This window comes from Bombella mellum (assembly GCF_014048465.1).
In the GTDB taxonomy this organism is placed as follows: Bacteria; Pseudomonadota; Alphaproteobacteria; order Acetobacterales; family Acetobacteraceae; genus Bombella; species Bombella mellum.
The window spans coordinates 1-2,276 of record NZ_PDLY01000009.1 but is presented as its reverse complement, the minus strand read 5'-3'; the positions used below and the strand labels follow the sequence as shown (position 1 = coordinate 2,276).

General features: G+C 54.5%; 3 protein-coding genes. All 3 read left to right on the top strand.

What is annotated here, in order from left to right; all coding sequences use genetic code 11:
• Positions 1-6: 6 nt before the first annotated feature.
• Positions 7-552: a peptidoglycan-binding domain-containing protein gene (locus CPA56_RS09620; RefSeq protein WP_407645685.1), complete on the top strand. Its 546-nt coding sequence runs from the start codon at positions 7-9 to the stop codon at positions 550-552.
• Between the two features lie 264 nt (positions 553-816).
• On the top strand, positions 817-1,371 hold the full coding sequence (locus CPA56_RS09400; protein ID WP_182041756.1) for a hypothetical protein: 555 nt from the start codon (positions 817-819) through the stop codon (positions 1,369-1,371).
• Positions 1,372-1,479: 108 nt separating this feature from the next.
• The coding region (locus tag CPA56_RS09395; RefSeq protein WP_182041755.1) for a peptidoglycan-binding protein at positions 1,480-2,276 on the top strand (797 nt) is incomplete at its 3' end.

Below are 2,276 nucleotides of genomic sequence, written 5' to 3'. Positions count from 1 at the left end.
CTGGAGATGGGCTACAAGCCCGGGATGGCGGACCCGCTGGCCCCCACGCCAACATTGCGGCAGGGCTCTCATGGCAGCCAGGTCTCGCAGGTCCAGAACGAACTCAGGGACCTTGGTTACAGGGACAAGGACAGCCGACCGCTTGCTGTTACCGGAAAATTCGACTCTTCGACAAAACAGGCGGTTGAAGCGTTCCAGACGGCCAGCGGCCTGAAAGCCGACGGTGTCATTGGTCCCGCAACCCGCCACAGGCTCGACGAAGCGCACCAGGCCAACCAGAGCACCAAGGCCGCGGCCCCTGACAATGCTCCATCCGAAGCCAAGAGCCGTACGTTCGTTCCTGAAGCAAAAGCGTCCCGACGGCCGCATCGTCGAACGGTAAGCTGGACGAAGATTCATACTTCAGGAACCTTGTCCGCCGAGAACAGGAGATCAGGCAGACCACCATGCAGAGTCAGGGTGCCACTCAGACACCGGAAAAGACCAGAACAACCAGCCTACATGCCGGTCTGTAGATCCACACATTCCCAGCCCGAAACCGTTTGCCCGTAGAGACGCACATGACCACCTCACGGGCGACTTACACTGTGCCCCCGCCCGTGCTGGAATGGCCCTTGACCATAAGCCATCTCACAGGTCACATATTCTCTTCAGAAAGCCGCACGACCCGATACCGGGGCGGTTTTCTGGCCGGGAGGTTTCTCCATGTTGAGCCACACGCAGATCATTGCCATCTGGAAGCCATCCGGGTCCTGTCTCCCCATGACGGGCCGACAGAAGAACCACAAACGAGACTTTTGGGAATGGGAGTTTAGCATGAACAGCCGTTTTTTTGACATGCTCCGCCGTGCCTTGCCCGTCGTGCCGCTGGCTCTCTGTATGTCTGGTCAGGCCAAGGCTGCACCGTCACCCTCTCTGTGTGCTCCAGACGAACAGGTCGCCTTCAGCTGTCCCATCGCCAGAAGCCACAAGATCGTTTCACTCTGTCTGGCTCCAGGCAAGACCACCCCTCCCGCTGCACGCTATGTTTTTGGAACCCCCTCGCACCCAGAATTGATCTACCCAGCTGAAGGGCGGGCACGTGCCAATTTTCGGACATCTATTCTCGGATATGCTGGGGGTACAGGCGGCAACGCTTATTCCTTTATAAAAGACGGTACTCAATATATTCTGTTCCATATATCTGGTACCGGTCTAGAAAATGCTGGGGTGATAGTAAAACCTGTCAACCAGATAGATGCTTCCGTTGAATTGGACTGCCGACCCAGCACAGCATTCCATGCATTGGATGATGACCTCCTGGACATCACGAACAGTTGGGGAATTGACCCAGAGCTAGATGGGAAACCACTTCCTGTAACAAAAAATTAAAATACATCTTTATAATTACAAGAATACCTGAGCCTTCTACAGATGCCCTGAGCCTTAAGTCTTGAGACTCAGGGCGGATCTGTGATCTTGCGAGATTGGAAGGAAGAAATGTCGAAAGAAAATGCTGATCTGGTCCTGAAAACGGCCATGGATTCAGGCATCACCAGTCGTAAAGAACTTGCCAATTTCATGGGCCAGATGCAGGTCGAATCCGGAAACTTCCAGCATCTTGAGGAGAACCTGCACTATTCTCCAGAGAGGCTTCTGGAACTATTTTCTAACAGAGGAGTGAAAACCCTGGATCAGGCTCGCTCAATCGTCGCAGGTGGTCCTGAGGCTGTAGGCAATGCCGTTTACGGCGGTGAGTGGGGAAAACAAAAAGGCAACACTGAACCGGGAGACGGTTACGAATATCGAGGGCGTGGATTCATTCAGTTAACTGGACGCAAAAATTATCGAGAGGCAGGCGAGCGTCTAAATATGGATCTGGTCAATCACCCAGACGATGCCGCCAAACCAGAAATCGCCGCCAGAGCCGCAGTCAATTATTGGAAGACATTCGTGGCTTCCCGAGGCCATCAGGAAGACATTAATAAAGCAACAAAAATTATCAACGGCGGATACAACGGTCTGTCAGAACGCATGAAGGCGGTGCATGAGTGGGAGACACGCCTGGAGATGGGCTACAAGCCCGGGATGGCGGACCCGCTGGCCCCCACGCCAACATTGCGGCAGGGCTCTCATGGCAGCCAGGTCTCGCAGGTCCAGAACGAACTCAGGGACCTTGGTTACAGGGACAAGGACAGCCGACCGCTTGCTGTTACCGGAAAATTCGACTCTTCGACAAAACAGGCGGTTGAAGCGTTCCAGACGGCCAGCGGCCTGAAAGCCGACGGTGTCATTGG